The following is a 12,549-nucleotide window of genomic DNA, read 5'->3' as shown; positions in this document are numbered from 1 at the left end:
CCCGTCCACACTCCCCTCCCAGGAAGAGCTCAGGCCCCCCACAGGCGGCCCCCCTGCGACCGACCACACCCCCCACGTCTTCCCCACGCTGAGTTCCGCACCCCGAGACGAGTTGGAGCACCCATGCCCCAGCACGTACCGTCCACGCTGCACGCCGCGTCCCCCAGCGCGCCGCAGCACTCTCCGGCGCTCCCCCCACATCCGCGCCGGATCGTCTTCCTCGCCCATCGTGATCTGGGCAACCCCTCCGCCGGCGGCTCCGAGCTGCTGGTCGACCGACTCGCCGACGGCCTGACCCGCCTGGGCCACCAGGTGACCCTGCTGTGCGGGGGGCCCGCGGCCCCCCGCGACTACCGGGTCGTGTCGGCGGGCGGCCCGTACGGGCACTACCTGCGCGCGAGATCCGCCTTCACCCGCCGGGTCGGCGACTGCGACCTGCTGGTGGAGGTGTGCAACGGCATGCCGTACCTGGCGCCGCTGTGGCACCGGGGGCCCACCCTGTGTCTGGTCAACCACGTCCACACGGATCTGTGGAAGATGCGCTTCGGCGGGCCGCTGGCACCGGCGGCACGGATCGGCCGAAGACTCGAACACTGGGCCCTGACGGGGGCGCAGCAGCGGAACCTGCTCGTCGCCGTGTCCTCCTCGACCGCCCACGCGCTGCGGGCGATCGGCGTCGAGCGGGACCGCATCAGGGTCGTGCACAACGGGGTCGAGGAGCCGGGCCCGAGGGCCGATCGCTCCGCCGAGCCGTTGTTCGTCGCCGTCGGGCGCCTGGTCGAGTACAAGCGGGTCGATCTGCTGCTGCGGCTCTGGGAGCGGGTGCGGCCGGTGACCGGCGGCCGGCTGGTGATCGTCGGTGACGGGCCCGAGCGGGAGCGTCTGGAGCGGCTCGCCGGTCCGGGGGTGGAGTTCACCGGGTATGTGACGGAGGCCGAGAAGCACCGGCTGCTGTGCGCGGCCTGGCTGTTGCTGCATCCCTCGGCGGTGGAGGGGTGGGGTCTCGTCGTGACGGAGGCCGCGGCCCGGGAGACGCCGAGCGTGGCCTTCGACGTGCCGGGACTCAAGGACTCCGTGGTGGACGGTGAGACCGGGCTCCTCGCGCGCGGTGAGTCCTCGTTCGCCGCGGCGTGGTGCGCGCTGGCCCTGTCCGGGCGGCAGCGGCAGCTGATGGGCAAGGCGGCGCGGGAGCGTGCGGCACAGTTCCGGTGGGACCGGACGGTCCGGCAGTTCCGGGCGGTGGCCGCCGAGGCGGTGAGGGGCTGGGCTCCGTGAGGCGGCTTACGGTCCGTCGGGGCTGGTCGCGTCCACGCGGCGGAGCCGCACATGTCGCAGCCCCGCGCCCTTTGACTGGGATGAAAGACCCCTCGTTCCGACGATCCCTCGCCCTGTTCCGTGCCTTCCTCCACGAACAGGACGATCCCCAGAGCTGTTACTCGTTGCTCGCGCGCGACGCCGTGGACCAGGTCGAGGCCTACGACGGCCCTGTCGCCGGGCGTACCGTCCTGGATGTCGGCGGCGGCAGCGGCTACTTCACCGAGGAGTTCCGGCGCCGCGGGGCGAACGCGTTCCTCTTCGAGCCCGACATGACCGAACTCGGTGAGAAGCCCCCCGACTCGGCCGTCGTCGCCGACGGGTACCTGCTGCCGCTGAGGGACGGCGTCGCGGACGTCACCTTCTCCTCCAACGTGCTGGAGCACGTGGCCGATCCGGAGACGTTCCTCAGCGAGCTGGCCCGGGTGACGCGGCCGGGCGGGCTGATCTACGTGTCGTTCACCAACTGGCTGTCGCCGTGGGGCGGGCACGAGTGGGCCCCGTGGCACTGGTTCGGTGCCGAGCGGGCCCGGGCCCGCTACCAGCGGCGGACGGGCACGCCCGCCAAGCACACGCTCGGCGAGAACCTGTTCGCGGTGCACATCGGCTCCACCCTGCGGCAGGTGCGCGCCCGGGACGACGTCACGATCGTCTCGGCGCGTTCCCGCTACTGGCCGTTCCTAGCGGAGACCGTCGTCAAGGCGCCCGGCATCCGCGAGTTCGCCACCTGGAACCTCCTCCTCATTCTGCGGCGGTGCCCTTCATGACAACCACGGTCCAGGCTCCTCCCCCGGCGGCCGTCCCCACCACCGCGACCGCCGCGGGCCCGCCCGACGGCCCGCGGTCGCGGCGCTGGCTGCTGGGGTTCTGGGCCGTGGTGTTCGTGTTGTTCCTCGCGGTGCAGCCGGGGCGGCAGACCTTCGACACCAAGCTCGGGGTCACGGTCGATCCGGGGCAGTTCCTCGCCGACCTGGGCCAGTTGTGGCACGACCGGGCCGGGTTCGGCGGGATCCAGGACCAGTACGTCGGCTATCTGTGGCCGATGCTGCCGTTCTACTGGCTGTGCGACCTCGTACGGCTGCCGGTGTGGCTGGCGGAGCGGCTGTGGCTGTCGCTGATCGTGTCCGTCGCCTTCTGGGGGGCGTTGCGGCTGGCGGAGCGGCTGCGGGTGGGGAGCGGGGCGTCCCGGCTGCCGGCCGCGGTGGCGTACGCGTTGTGGCCGCTGTTCACGACCGTCATCGGGTCGACGTCGGCCGCCGCGCTGCCCGGGGCGTTCCTGCCGTGGGTGCTGCTGCCGCTGACGAATGAGCGGTACGCCGCCCGGGTCGCGGCCCTGCGGTCGGCGCTGCTCGTGCCGTTCATGGGCGGGGTGAACGCGTCGGCGACGCTGGCCTCCCTGCTGCCGGTCGGGCTGTATCTGCTGTCCCGGCCGCCCGGCCCCCGGCAGCGCAAGCTGATCGCCTGGTGGACCCCGGCCGTGCTCGTGGTGACCGCCTGGTGGTGGGTGCCGCTGCTGCTGCTCGGGGTGTATGGCGAGAACTTCCTCCCCTATATAGAGACCGCGCGGACGACCACGGACACCATGTCGGCGACCGAGGCGCTGCGCGGCGCCGGGAACTGGGTCGCCTATCTGCACCTCGGTGAGGCGTGGCTGCCGGCCGGCTGGGCCGTGGCCTCCTCCGTCGTCGTGATCCTCTGCTCGGCGCTCGCGGCCGGGCTCGGGCTCGCCGGACTGGCCCGGCGGGACATGCCCGAGCGGCGGTGGCTGGTGCTGACGGTGCTCGTGGCGGTGCTGGTGCTGCTCGCCGGGTACGGCGGGGCGTTCGGGGCGCCGTTCCACGGGGTGGTGCAGGACTGGCTGGACGGATGGCTGTCGCCGTTCCGGAACATCTACAAGTTCCAGACCGGTGTGGCGCTGGCGCTCGTGCTGGGCCTGGCGCATCTGGTCGGGGTGGCCGTCGAGCCGCGCGGGGCCCGGCGGGTGCGCGGGCGGCGCTTCGCCCCGCTGGTCGCGGCCGTGCTGATCCTGCCCGGGCTGCTGTGGCCGTACCTCAACGGCTCGATCCTCAACCCGGGATCGTTCCAGAAGCTGCCCACGTACTGGCAGGCCACGGCCGACTGGCTGGAGAAGTACTCGCCCGACTCGCGCGCCCTGGTCGTCCCGGCGACCGCGCACGGCCTCTACACCTGGGGCTCCCCCGTCGACCAGCCGCTCGACGTGCTCGCCGGGTCGCGGTGGGCGCAGCGCGACTACGTGCCGTTCGGCACGCCCGGCAACCGGCGCGCGATGGACGCCGTCGAGCAGGCCCTGGTGTCCGGCTCCGAAGTGCCGGGCCTGGCCGACTACTTGAGCCGGGCCGGGCTGTACTACGTCGTCGTGCGCAACGACCTCGACCCCGACCAGGTCGGCTACGTGCCCACCGCGACCGTGAAGCGCACTCTGGAGCAGTCGGGGTACGAGCGGGTGACGGGGCTCGGGCCGGTGATGACCGGCGGCCGGATCGCTCAGGACGCGCCGCTCCAGGTCGAGGGGCTGTACCCGCGGCAGCGGGCCGTGGAGATCTACCGGCCGACGGGTGAGGACGTGGTCCGGCCGGGGCAGGCAGGGCTGGCTCCGGTCGCCGACACGGCCGTGGTGTCCGGTGGGCCCGAGGCGCTGCTGCCGCTGGCGGAGCGGCTGCGCGGCCGGGCGACCGTCCTGGCCGGCGACAACCACCCGGGGCTCGGCACCCCTGCCGTGCAGGTGCTGGGTGACGGGCTGCGGCGGGCGGACACCCGGTTCGGGCTCGTCAACGCCGGTACGTCGTACACGTACACGCGCGACGAACGCAACGCGCCGGACGCGCTGCAGGACCCGGGCGAGAAGCCGCGCCAGATCCTGCCCGCCGCAGGCACCGACCACCAGACGGTGGCCGAACTGCGCGGCGCCCGCTCGGTGTCGGCGTCGTCGTACGGCAACTGGCTGTTCCATCTGCCGCAGTACGACCCGGTGAACGCCTTCGACGGCAATCCGGACACGGCCTGGGCGGAGGGCGCGCCGGACACCCCGGACGGGCAGTGGCTGCGCATCGGCTTCACCGGCCCCTACGACATGCCGTCCTCCTTCAAGGTCACGCCGCTGCCGCAGGAGAGCGTGCGGGCGGCGGCGACGAAGGTGCGGGTGGAGACCGAGAAGGGCGAGCGGACGAGCTTCCTCCAGCCCAACGGTGCGACCCAGCGGGTCAAGGCACCCGAAGGCGAGACGCGGTGGATGAAGCTGACCATCGTCGACTCCGTGGAGCGCAGGTCCGGTCTGACCGGCGCGGGCTTCTCCGAGATCGACCTGCCGGACGTGCAGGTGACACGGCTGCTGCGGCTCCCCGTGGACGCCGAGGACACCACCTCGGCCGCGACCGTCGTCTCCCTGCACCGCGCCTCCGACCCCACGGGCCTGTCGGCGACCGGCACCGAGGCCGGTCTGCACCGCCGCTTCACCACGGCGGCCGCCGGGACGTACGAGGTGAAGGCGAGCGCGGTGCCCGTGCCGGGCGCGGAACTCGACGAGCTTCTGTACGAGGTCGCGCCGGAGCAGCAGTCCCGGATCGTCGCCACCGCCGACTCCACGGCGAGCCTCGGCGCGGGCCTCGCGGCACGCAACCTCACCGACGGCGACCTGACGACGGCGTGGATCGCGGGTGACCGGCCGACGATCCACCTGCGCTGGGAGGGCAAGCAGCCGGTCGGCGAACTGGTCCTGGCGCCCGCGGGCGGTCTGTCCGCCCGCGCGTCCGAGGTGCACATCAGCTCCCCGGACGGCGCGGCCATCGCCGGCGCCGACAAGAACGGCTGGGTCCGCTTCCCGCCGATCACCACCGACCGGCTCGACATCACCATCACCGAGACGGCCCCGCTGACCCTGCACAACCCGGTCGCCGACGAGGACCTGCGCCTCCCGGTCGGCCTCACGGAGGCGTACATCCCGTCCCTCGACCAGTACCGCACCCCGCAGCCGGACGGCACCCGGAAGTTCTCCCTGCCCTGCGGCAAGGGCCCGGTGGTGGCGCTGGACGGCGAGCTGTACCGGACGGGCGCGAAGGGCACCGTGCGGGACCTGGTGGAGCGGCGGGGCGTGGAGGTGACGCTCTGCCAGGAGGGCCGCGGCGACACCGAGGTACGGCTGGACGCCGGTGAGCACCGCCTGGAGGGCGGCGACGCGGGCCCGCTCGCGCTCACGGACATGACGCTGACCCGCGGCACGGTCCCCGAGGCCGCCGCGGCCGGGCGTGACCTGCGGATCCGGGACTGGCTGGGCGACCGGCGCGAGGTGACGGTCGGCTCGGGCGCGGCCTCGTACCTCACCACGTACGAGAACTTCAACGACGGCTGGAAGGCCACGCTGAACGGCAAGGAGCTGACCCCGGTGCGGCTGGACGGCTGGCAGCAGGGCTGGCGGGTCCCCGCCGGGGCGGGCGGCGCCGTCGAGCTGTCCTACGCGCCGGCCATGACGTACGACGCGGCCCTGATCGGCAGCGGCGCCGGCATCGCGATCCTGCTGGGCCTGGCGCTGTGGCGCCGCCGCGCCCCCAATCCGGACGCGCCCCAGCCGGCCCCGCCGCTGCCCGGGCTGTGGCTGGGCACGGTGGCACTGACGCTGGCCGGGGTGGTGATCGCGGGCTGGTTCGCGCTGCTGGTCCCGGCGCTGGCACTGCTCGCCGCGCGGCGGCACGCCCTGCTGGTGCCGATCGCGTTCGCCGCCCTGGCCGGCGCCGGGATCGTCGCGGCGTTCGGGGCCGGGGAGCCGGTGGGCGCGGGCGAGGGGGCGTTCGGGCACCTGGCCCAGCTGCTGGCGCTGATCGGCCTGTTCGCGGGACTGGTGAGCCTGCGCGAAGGGCCACCGCCGGGGGAAGCGCCGACGCAGCGGTTGCCGAGGACGGAGACCGGGGAGGGCAAGGCCGTATGACGGCACCGGTACGCATCCCGTTCCCGGTGGTGGACGAGGTGTCCCGGCACTGCCTCCAGGAGGCGGAGCCGGAGACGGTCCACATCGAGGTGCACCTCCCGGGCCCCCTCGACCAGGGGCGGCTGCGCAAGGCGTTCCTCGAAGCCCTGCACCGGCATCCGCGGATCCTGATGCGGGAGGCGCGTGGTCCCTGGTACCGGCGGCGGTACGAGTGGGAGCTGACGTCCGAGCCCGATGTGGAGGTGGTGACCTTCGTCCCGCCGAGCCCGCGAGCCCTGCAGGACGCGAGGAGCCGGGCCCTCACGGACGCCCCTCCCCTGTCGATGTCCCCGCCGATCCGGCTGGACGTGGTGGGCTCGGTCCTGCTGCTCACCATCAACCACACCGCCCTGGACGGCCCGGCCTGCCTCCGTGTCCTGGCCACGGCCGCCGAGCTGTACGGGGGCCGGGACAACTCCCCCGCGGCACCCCCGGCCCGCCCCTCCGAACCCCGCCGGGAAGTCCCGGCCACCCCCTCCGGCTGGTCGCCCCCCGCGCGGGTCGCGCACGGCACGCCCGAGCCCTCCCCCGGCAACGGCGTGCTCGTGACGGAGCTGCCCCTCCCGCACCGCCCCAAGGGCTCCCCGTACACCGTCAACGACCAGCTCATGGTGACCACGGCCCTGACCATCGCCCACTGGAACAGGGAGCACGGCGCCGGCCCCCGCCCCCTGCGCATCACGATGCCCGTGGACGACCGGCCCCGCGACACCACGATGCCCATCGGCAACGGCACCCGCCTGGTGGAAGTCCCGTTCGCGCCGGGGGAACTGGACGTCACCGACCTGCCGGCCCTGCTGCGCCGCACCGCGGAACGGACCCGCGCCCTCAAATCCCTCCCCCGGCCCCAGCTCGGCCACGGTGCCGCCCTGCTGACCGCGCCCTGGGCGCCCGTCGCGGCCCGCGCGGCCCTCACCCGCGCCCTGCGCAGGGCCGCCGCACCCTGGACGTCGACGACCCTGCTCAGCAACATCGGCCGGATCCCCTACCCGCTGGACTTCGGGGAGGAGGCGGGCCGGGCCCACGCGGTCTGGTTCTCCGCCCCGGCCCGGATGCCGCGGGGCCTGACGGTGACCACCGCCTCCACGGCCGGCCGTCTCCATCTGGCCCTGCGCTGGTCGAAGGCGCTGCTCAGCCACGGCGACGGCGCCCACCTCCGCGACCTCTTCGAGCACTATCTGCACACCACGGAGGTGAGCCCGTGACGACACCGACCACCCCCGGCACCCCGCCGCGCGACCTGCGCGACTTCTACGAGAACCCCGCCGTGCCGGTCGCCTCCGGCACCCCGCGCAGCCTCCGCCAGGCCCGCATGCTCGCGCGGGCCCTGAGCGGCCCGGCGGCCGCTCAGGGCTCGCAGACGATCATCGACATCGGCTGCGGGGACGGCACCGCCGCCGCCACCGCCGCCCCGCTCCTGCCCGGCCATCGCGTCATCGGCGTCGACTGGTCCCAGGACGCCCTGCGCCGCGCCCGCACCCGCATTCCGTACGCGGTGCGCGGCGAACTCACGGGCGGCGGACTGCCGTTCGCGTCCGGGTCGGCCGACGCCGTGCTGTTCAGCGAGGTCGTCGAGCACCTCGTCGACCCGGACGCGGCCCTCGACGAGATCCGGCGGATCCTGCGCCCCGGCGGGCATCTGATGCTGTCCACACCCAACCTGGCCGCCTGGTACAACCGCGGCTTGCTGCTGGCCGGGGTGCAGCCGGTGTTCTCGGAGGTCAGCCTGCGCGGCATCCACGGCCGTCCGGGCAAGGAGGTCGTGGGGCATCTGCGGCTGTACACCGCCCGCGCGCTGAAGGAGTTCGTCGCCGCGTCCGGATTCGACGTCGTACGGCTCGAAGGTGCGCCCTTCCACGGCGTGCCGCGCCCGCTGCGGCCGCTGGACCGGCTGGCCTGCGCCTGGCCGCAGCTCGCGTCGATCCTGCTGCTGCACGCCCGGAGGACGTAGCCCATGTGGTGGGGAGTGGCCGCGGCCCTGCTGGCGAACACCCTGTACAGCCTGGGCTTCGTGCTGGAGAAACGGGCGCTCACCGCCCTGCCCGAGGTGTCGATCCGGCAGCCGGCCCGGCTGCTGCGCCTCGTCGTCGGCAGCCCCCTGTGGATCGGCGGCTCCCTCTCCCTGGCCGCCGGTTTCGCCGCGCAGCTCGTCGTCTACCGCACCCTGCCGATCGCCGCCGCGCAAGGCATCTTCGTCTCCGGCCTGGTGCTGCTCGTACTGCTGTCGGCGCGGCTGCTCGGCGAGGAGACGTCCGGCCGGGAACGGTACGCGCTGGGCGCGATCCTGCTGGCGCTGCTGATGGTGGTGCTGTCACTGCGGGAGGGTGCGGACACCGTCAGCCAGGACGCGCCCTACCCGCTGGTCCTGCTGGTGTGCGTGCCGTCGCTGGCGGCCGGGGTGTGGCTGTACGGCTCCGCCGAGCGGCGCACCCGCAACCGTCACCGGCGCCCGACGACCGGCGTCGAGTACGGCGTGGCGGTGGGCCTGCTGTACGGGGTCAGCTCGCTGGCCATCAAGGGCGTCTCCGGTCATCTGACGACCGACGGGATCGGCGGTGCCCTCCTGGACCTGCTGAGCTCCCCGTATCCCTATCTCCTGGCGTTCACCGGTGTGTTCGGCCTGGTGATGTCGCAGGCGGCGCTGCAGCGCTGCCGGGCCTCGCTGATCGTCCCGGTGTGCACGACCGTGACGAGCCTGTTCACGGCGGTGCTCGGCACGCTGTCGTTCGGCGAGGCCCTGCCGGACGAGCCGCTGCGGCTCGCGCTGCGGGTGGCGGGCACGGCCCTGGCGGTGGCCGTGCTGCTGACCATGCCGAAGCACGACGCTTCTCCCCAACCCTCCCCACCCGCCAAGGAGCTGACCTCACCGTGAAGCCCGACGACCCGCTGCTGAAGATCCTCGCGTGCCCGATCGACAAGGGCCCGCTGCATCTGCTGGCCGAGGAGGCCGGGCGGTCGGAGGCGCTGTACAACCCGCGCCTGCACCGCCGTTACCCGATCACCGACGGCATTCCGCAGCTGCTGCCGTCCTCGGGGGAGCAGGTGCCGGACGACGAACACGAGGCTCTTCTCAAGCGGATGGCGCCGTGACCAGCCTGGCGGCCCGCGTCGCCCCCCTGCTGCCCACCCGCCTGGTGGCCGCGACGGCCCGGGCGCTCTACCCCCGGTTCGAACCGGAGCTGGCCCGGCTCGCCGAGCTGTGCCCGCCGGGCTGCCGTACGGCGGTGGACGTGGGCGGCTGGTACGGGCCCTGGACGCACCGTCTGTCCCGCCTCGCCGAGCAGGTCGTGACCATCGAGCCGGTGCCCCATCTGGCCCGTCTGCTGACCGCCGCCACCCCGCCGAACGTCCGGGTGGTCCGTGCGGCGGCCTCGGACCGGCCGGGCATCGCCCGGCTGTGGCTGCCGTCGGACGACTCGGGCGACCGGGGCGTGTCCTCGCTGGTGCGGCGCGACATCCACGGCCGCGCGCTGGACGTGCACTGCGTGACGCTGGACGAACTCGGTCTGCGCGACGTCGGCTTCATCAAGATCGACGTGGACGGCAACGAGCCCGCGGTGCTGCGCGGCGCGACGGGCCTGCTGGCCCGTGACCGGCCGGCCCTGTTCGTGGAGCTGGAGTCCCGCATCCAGCCGATCGCACCGGTGGTGACCTACCTGTCCCTGCTCGGCTACGACGGCTGGGTCCTGCCTGGCGACACCTGGGTGCCGCTGGCGAAGTTCCCGCTGGAGGACCACCAGGCCCGCGCGTCCTACGTCGTCTCCCACGGCCTGCTCCGCCGCGTCCTGCCCTCCCCGCTCCCGCGTGGTCCGCGCTACGTCAACTCCGTCCTGTTCCTGCCCGACGGCCGCCGCCCCGGCAGGGCCCGAGTGGGCGACGATGGGTCCCATGCCCTCCGGAAAGCACCCCGTTAGCCCCTTCACCCCGCTCGACTTCCAGCTGGTGCTGCTGCGCCGCATGGCCGACCACAACCCCGGGCTGGTGGAGGACGCCCGCCATCGGCTGGGGGTGTCCATCGCCGACATGCGCGAGGCGAACAGGCGCTGGCAGGCGATGGTCCGCTCCCCGCGCTCCCGTGCGCCCCTTTCCCGGTACCGGTCGGTGCTGGGCGAGCCGGAGTCCCGTACGCCGCGCCGGATCGGCGATCTCGACTGCGAGGCCTGGCTGTGGCCCGTGCCCCTCTGGCCCTCCTTGCGCTTCGAGGTGCTGACCGCCCCGAACCGTGCCGTGTGGAACGAGTGGCTGGTCCGCGCCCCGGGCGCGACGGGTCCGGAGCTGCGTGCCCTGGACGACCTCACCCCCTGGTCCTGCACGGTCGACGAGGCGGCCCGTGCCTTCGCCCCGGCCCGTCCCCTGGAGGGCACGGCGCCGACCCGGTGGGGGCTGGCGTTCACCGCGCCGGACGCACACGGGGTGCGGCGGGAGGCCGTCGCGGAGTTCACCTGGGGGCTGGTGCAGCGGGTGTCGGTCACCGGCCGTCAGGGCTCGTCGAGCAGGTCCAGCTGATCGGCGAGGGTGACGGCGATGCCGACGGCGGCGGTGAGGCCCAGCACGATGCGCTCGGCCAGTAGCGAAAGGTGCTCCCCATGCCCACTCCAGCGTGCGGCTCGACGGCGTCGGCGATGACCGTACATCGCGACTTTGGGGCAAGTGGGGGACATTCGCCAGTAGTTGGTCCGGATACGTGAGTCCTAGGTCGTGTCCGCAAAGTCCCGTCGTCCGCCCGGAGGGCGGGCCCCGCGGCGTCTGGTGCGTGCTCTCGGCGTGCCGGGCGGAGTCCCTCGTACTGGATGTACTTGGGGCTTGGTCCGGTGCGGCGAGAGTGCGTGCCAGGCGTCGCGGGGCAGGCGGGACTTTGCGGACACGACCTAGGGGGTGTCCGTGTGCCGGATCTTCGCCGGTACGCACCACCAGGCGAGGGCCCCCGCCGTCAGATAGGCGAGCGCACCGATGCCCATGCTCGTCCGGATCCCCGCCCCGTAGTTCGCGGCCGAGGCGAGCAGACTGCCGCCGAGTGCGACGCCGGTGGCGCTGCCGACCTGGCGGGTGGTGTTGAACAGGGCGGAGGCGGCTCCGGAGTAGGCCGGGGGCGCGGCGCCCATGACGGTGGCGGTCGAGCCGGTGAGGGCGAAGGACGTGCCGAAACCGGCCGCCATCATCGGGAGCACCAGGAGCCCGTAGGCGGGGTCGGAGCCCGCCGCAGCCCAGCCGGCCAGCCCCAGGGCGGCCAGGAGCATGCCCGAGACGACCAGGGGACGGTCGCCGGTGCGGCGGGACAGCCGGCCGGACAGGACCGAGGCGAACATGGTCATGGCCACCGCGGGGAACAGTGCGAGGCCGGTGCCGAGGGCGCTGTAGCCGCGCTGGTGCTGGAACTCCAGGCTGGCGGTGAAGACCATGCCGTAGAAGCCGAAGTTGAACAGCAGGCCGATGACGGCACCGCCGCTCATGGTGCGGGAGCGCAGCAGGCCCAGCGGGAGGGCCGGGGACAGGGCCAGCCGCTCGCGCAGGGCGAAGGCCGCGGCGGACAGGACGGCCAGGCCGAGCCCGGCGAGGACGGCCGGGTCGGACCAGCCGCGCCGCCCGGCCTCGTTGAGGGCCGCGGTCAGCAGGGCCACCGCCGCGACGACCGCGACCTGCGCCGGCCAGTCCAGGGCCCGGTCGGCGCGCCGGGGCGAGCGGGCCACGTGCCGCAGGGTCAGCGCCAGGCAGGCCGCGCCGACGGGCAGGTTGATGAGGAACACCCAGCGCCAGCCCACCGTGGAGACGAGCAACCCGCCCAGCAGCGGCCCGGCGGAGGCGGCGATGCCCGCCATCGAGCCCCACAGCCCGAAGGCCCGCGAACGTGCGTCCGGCCGCGGGTAGGACTGCTGGAGCAGGGCCAGCGACCCCGGCACGATGAGCGCGGCACCGAGCCCCTCCACCAGCCTGGCCACCACGAGGAAGGACGCACCGGGCGCGAGCGCGCAGGCCGCCGAGGAGCCGGTGAACACCGCCACGCCCCAGCAGAAGACCCGCCGGTTGCCCAGCCGGTCCCCCAGCGCCCCGCCCGTCAGCAGGAACCCGGCGAAGACCAGCGTGTACCCGTCGGTGATCCACTGGATGCCGGTGAGCGAGGCCGACAGCTCCCGCCCGATGACCGGCACGGCGACGTTGATGACCGTCACGTCGAGGATCACCATGAAGTACCCGGCGCACACCGCCAGCAGCGGTGCCCAGGACCGTCGCTCGGAGGGCATGGCCCTACCACTACACCA

General features: G+C 73.9%; 11 protein-coding genes. 9 read left to right on the top strand and 2 right to left on the bottom strand.

Annotated elements, in window-relative coordinates; genetic code table 11:
- Window positions 1-123: 123 nt before the first annotated feature.
- The 9 genes from ABTX60_RS07630 to ABTX60_RS07590 all read left to right on the top strand — a co-directional run bounded on the left by ABTX60_RS07630 (window position 124) and on the right by ABTX60_RS07590 (window position 10,798).
- Window positions 124-1,275 (top strand): glycosyltransferase family 4 protein, encoded by a 1,152-nt coding sequence (locus ABTX60_RS07630; protein WP_352096143.1) that lies wholly within the window; start codon window positions 124-126, stop codon window positions 1,273-1,275.
- Window positions 1,276-1,355: 80 nt separating this feature from the next.
- The gene (locus tag ABTX60_RS07625) at window positions 1,356-2,081 is read left to right on the top strand and encodes a class I SAM-dependent methyltransferase (RefSeq protein ID WP_352096142.1); all 726 of its coding nucleotides are present in this window, start codon (window positions 1,356-1,358) and stop codon (window positions 2,079-2,081) included.
- A complete protein-coding gene (locus ABTX60_RS07620) occupies window positions 2,078-6,253 on the top strand; it encodes an alpha-(1->3)-arabinofuranosyltransferase (RefSeq protein WP_352096141.1) in 4,176 nt (1,391 codons plus the stop codon). The genes ABTX60_RS07625 and ABTX60_RS07620 overlap by 4 nt, the downstream gene beginning before the upstream one ends.
- Window positions 6,250-7,497 (top strand): condensation protein, encoded by a 1,248-nt coding sequence (locus tag ABTX60_RS07615; protein ID WP_352096140.1) that lies wholly within the window; start codon window positions 6,250-6,252, stop codon window positions 7,495-7,497. The genes ABTX60_RS07620 and ABTX60_RS07615 overlap by 4 nt, the downstream gene beginning before the upstream one ends.
- A complete protein-coding gene (locus tag ABTX60_RS07610) occupies window positions 7,494-8,243 on the top strand; it encodes a class I SAM-dependent methyltransferase (RefSeq protein WP_352096139.1) in 750 nt (249 codons plus the stop codon). Before ABTX60_RS07615 ends, ABTX60_RS07610 begins: the two co-directional genes overlap by 4 nt.
- 15 nt (window positions 8,244-8,258) lie before the next feature.
- Window positions 8,259-9,164, top strand: coding sequence for a hypothetical protein (locus ABTX60_RS07605; RefSeq protein WP_352096173.1), 906 nt, complete (start codon window positions 8,259-8,261; stop codon window positions 9,162-9,164).
- Window positions 9,161-9,382, top strand: a complete 222-nt coding sequence (locus ABTX60_RS07600; RefSeq protein ID WP_352096138.1) for a Trm112 family protein — start codon at window positions 9,161-9,163, stop codon at window positions 9,380-9,382. Before ABTX60_RS07605 ends, ABTX60_RS07600 begins: the two co-directional genes overlap by 4 nt.
- Entirely contained in the window at window positions 9,379-10,206 is an 828-nt protein-coding gene (locus ABTX60_RS07595; RefSeq protein WP_352096137.1) for an FkbM family methyltransferase, read from the top strand. The genes ABTX60_RS07600 and ABTX60_RS07595 overlap by 4 nt, the downstream gene beginning before the upstream one ends.
- A complete protein-coding gene (locus ABTX60_RS07590; RefSeq protein WP_352096136.1) occupies window positions 10,172-10,798 on the top strand; it encodes a hypothetical protein in 627 nt (208 codons plus the stop codon). The genes ABTX60_RS07595 and ABTX60_RS07590 overlap by 35 nt, the downstream gene beginning before the upstream one ends.
- Here the strand turns inward: ABTX60_RS07590 and ABTX60_RS07585 are convergent.
- Together ABTX60_RS07585 and ABTX60_RS07580 are read right to left on the bottom strand one after the other, a co-directional pair.
- Window positions 10,771-10,926 (bottom strand): hypothetical protein, encoded by a 156-nt coding sequence (locus tag ABTX60_RS07585; RefSeq protein WP_352096135.1) that lies wholly within the window; start codon window positions 10,924-10,926, stop codon window positions 10,771-10,773. The two genes, ABTX60_RS07590 and ABTX60_RS07585, sit on opposite strands and share 28 nt — an antisense overlap.
- 234 nt (window positions 10,927-11,160) lie before the next feature.
- The gene (locus tag ABTX60_RS07580; RefSeq protein WP_352096134.1) at window positions 11,161-12,531 is read right to left on the bottom strand and encodes an MFS transporter; all 1,371 of its coding nucleotides are present in this window, start codon (window positions 12,529-12,531) and stop codon (window positions 11,161-11,163) included.
- Window positions 12,532-12,549: the final 18 nt, after the last annotated feature.

This window comes from Streptomyces sp. NPDC126510, assembly GCF_040302345.1.
Classification (GTDB): Bacteria; Actinomycetota; Actinomycetes; order Streptomycetales; family Streptomycetaceae; genus Streptomyces.
This window is presented reverse-complemented; position numbering and strand designations above follow the sequence as displayed.

What these genes read in the sequence shown, in the direction of transcription:
- ABTX60_RS07590 (WP_352096136.1), top strand. Translation starts at nt 10,172, where the DNA reads ATGGGTCCCATGCCCTCCGGAAAGCACCCCGTTAGCCCCTTCACCCCG.
- ABTX60_RS07585 (WP_352096135.1), bottom strand. Translation starts at nt 10,926, where the DNA reads ATGTACGGTCATCGCCGACGCCGTCGAGCCGCACGCTGGAGTGGGCAT.
- ABTX60_RS07630 (WP_352096143.1), top strand. Translation starts at nt 124, where the DNA reads ATGCCCCAGCACGTACCGTCCACGCTGCACGCCGCGTCCCCCAGCGCG.
- ABTX60_RS07580 (WP_352096134.1), bottom strand. Translation starts at nt 12,531, where the DNA reads ATGCCCTCCGAGCGACGGTCCTGGGCACCGCTGCTGGCGGTGTGCGCC.
- ABTX60_RS07620 (WP_352096141.1), top strand. Translation starts at nt 2,078, where the DNA reads ATGACAACCACGGTCCAGGCTCCTCCCCCGGCGGCCGTCCCCACCACC.
- ABTX60_RS07615 (WP_352096140.1), top strand. Translation starts at nt 6,250, where the DNA reads ATGACGGCACCGGTACGCATCCCGTTCCCGGTGGTGGACGAGGTGTCC.
- ABTX60_RS07625 (WP_352096142.1), top strand. Translation starts at nt 1,356, where the DNA reads ATGAAAGACCCCTCGTTCCGACGATCCCTCGCCCTGTTCCGTGCCTTC.